The organism is Caballeronia pedi, assembly GCF_001544915.2.
Classification (GTDB): domain Bacteria; phylum Pseudomonadota; class Gammaproteobacteria; order Burkholderiales; family Burkholderiaceae; genus Caballeronia; species Caballeronia pedi.
Map to the genome: position 1 here is coordinate 1 of NZ_FCOE02000100.1, position 2349 is coordinate 2349.

The 2349-nt window shown below is 57.0% G+C and carries 3 protein-coding genes; 1 reads left to right on the top strand and 2 read right to left on the bottom strand.

All coding sequences use genetic code 11. The annotated features are described in order from the left end of the window. A partial coding sequence (locus tag AWB80_RS42650; protein ID WP_143328296.1) for an AMP-binding enzyme occupies positions 1-192 on the top strand: 192 nt, incomplete at its 5' end. A 491-nt stretch (positions 193-683) separates the two neighbouring features. On the opposite strand, the gene AWB80_RS42655 is transcribed toward AWB80_RS42650, so the two are convergent. Both AWB80_RS42655 and AWB80_RS42660 read right to left on the bottom strand, forming a co-directional pair. Continuing rightward, the gene (locus tag AWB80_RS42655) at positions 684-1673 is read right to left on the bottom strand and encodes an amidohydrolase family protein (protein ID WP_160147538.1); all 990 of its coding nucleotides are present in this window, start codon (positions 1671-1673) and stop codon (positions 684-686) included. Between the two features lie 94 nt (positions 1674-1767). Next, on the bottom strand, positions 1768-2349 hold a 582-nt coding region (locus AWB80_RS42660; RefSeq protein ID WP_143328297.1), incomplete at its 5' end, for an MFS transporter.

Sequence of the window (2349 nt, forward strand, 5' to 3'; positions counted from 1 at the left end):
TGGGTCGGCAAGGAGATCGGCCCGATCGCGAAGCCGAAGGACATCCGCTTCGGCGAGAACCTGCCGAAGACGCGCTCGGGCAAGATCATGCGGCGTCTCTTGCGCTCGCTCGCGAAGGGCGAGGAGATCACGCAGGACGTCTCCACGCTGGAGAATCCCGCGATCCTTGACCAGCTCGGTGAGACTCGATAGGGTGCGCCACTGGATTGGACGCCCGCTGTGAGTTTGGCAGTGCCGGAAATATCAATTTGTTGCAGCCCAGCGAGCGCGCTCGTCTTCTTGTACGCTCGCTGGAGTCCAGTCTACTGATATGCTTGTCGTGGCACTCCGCCAGCGTGAAGGGGACGCCAGGTGCGCGCATAGATTTCAAACTGAGATGCGGCGCTTCGGGCCCCCCGGTTTGCGACCCTTCGGGGCTCCGCGCTGCACCATTAGAACGAGTGCGCGTTGACCGTCAAATGGGATAACTCGCATTCGTTTGCGGTTGCTTGTTCTAGCAGGTACTCGTGACCCGCGTATGGCCTCAAGTGGCTGATTTTGACGATCTGCATAGCGACTTGCTGCGCTGGCGCGCCCGCTGTCTTGGTTTTCATATTTTTTTGCAGATTCGTTTTGAGATGGACGACAGCATCGAGATGCGGGCGATTCCCAAACCTCCCGCAATCTCGCCTCTGCCGTTTAAATCACGTCCTGACGGCGCGGAACCCGAAGAGTTGGGACGGATTGTCGACCAGCAATTTTTGTCTGTCGAGCTTGCTGCCTGCCCAATCCTTGACAAGCGAGAAGTTCTGGCCATCATCCTCAACTCGGAATTCTTCGATGTCCGTCAGCTTGGCTTCTGCAGGTCGTTCGGTCGTTCCGGTGTGTGGCCAGTCGGTGGCCCACACGACCTGATTCGGGGCAGCGTCGACCAGAGCCTTGCCAATTCTCTTCGAATCGGGGTATCCCGGCTTGACTTTCGAAATCCGGTAGGGCGCGGATAGCTTCACGAAGACCTTGCCACTTGCCATTAATCCTGTCAGCGCGGTGAAACCTTCCTGCTCAGGTCCCTTTGCAGCTTTCGCAAAGCCGAAGTGATCCAGCACGACCTGGTGCGGTTGGGCCTGAATCTGCGGAGCGAGCGAGCTAATTACTTCAAGAGCGGCGAAAACCTGAACAACTGCTTGCCGGCCACGCAGCGTCTCAACGGTTTCCATCAGTCGTCTATAGGCTTCTTCGGAGTTGCGGTCTTTTCCTACCTCCAAGTTGATCCGTACACCGCGCACACCCGCACCTAACAAATCGTCAATCTGTTGGGCGGAAAAAGATTTGTTGATGACCGCAATACCTCTGGAGGCTTGCCCAAGTTGCTTCAACGCATCTAGAAGGCAACTGTTGTCGGTGCCATAGACACTGGGCTGAACGAGCACGGTTCTCTGCACTCCAATTGCCTTATGGAACTGGCGGAGGTCATTCACCGTCGCAGGTGGGGGCGTGTAGCGACGCTTGGGAGAGTAAGGAAAATGTTCCGGGTCGAAAATGTGGCAATGGCAATCGGTCGTGCCGTCGGGAACCCTGAATGTAAGCGGTGAGATGTGATCAAGCGACTTGCTGAACGCATCTGCAGAGTGAAAGAAGGGCACAGTACCGAGAGCAGCCCCGGTGGAAATCAGAAATTTGCGACGTGAGAACAAAGGTCCCTCCATATATCGTTTTTTGTTTTCAGGTATGACGCGAGGTGCGACCGACGGCGCAATGCGCGCGCCGCCGCCAGTGCTTGTTAAACGATTACTCGTCTTTCACGAAGAAGCGAAGAGAGAAGGTCAGTGCCGTGGACAGCAGCAACATGCCAGCCATACCGAGCATGCCCATCGCAAACGACCCGGTGACATCCTTGAGCCAACCCACCATGAACGGGCCAGCGAAACCACCGAACGTACCAACCGAGTTGATGAACGCGAGGCCACCAGCCGCAGCCGCTCCCGAGAGGAAGCGAGTCGGAATGCTCCAGAACACCGCACGCGCCGTCGTCACCCCAATCACTGCGATGGTGATGCCGATCATCGCCGGCCAGAACTCGTGGAATATCGATGCGATGACCATACCGACCGCAGCGAACACACAGGTCAGCAACAGATTCAGAATCTTCTTGCCGCTCTTGTCGACTGCACGTGCCCACGTCAGCATGGCAACCGTGGCGAAGATGTACGGAACCGTCGAGACCAAGCTGATTGCGGTAATGCTCAAGCCATGTGCCTTGAGAATCGTCGGCAGCCAGATGCCAATGCCGTACGAACCCAGCACGAAGCCAAACTGAATGCCCGTCAGAATCAGCACGCGCGTGTCCTTCAGAGCAGCGCCGAGGTTCTT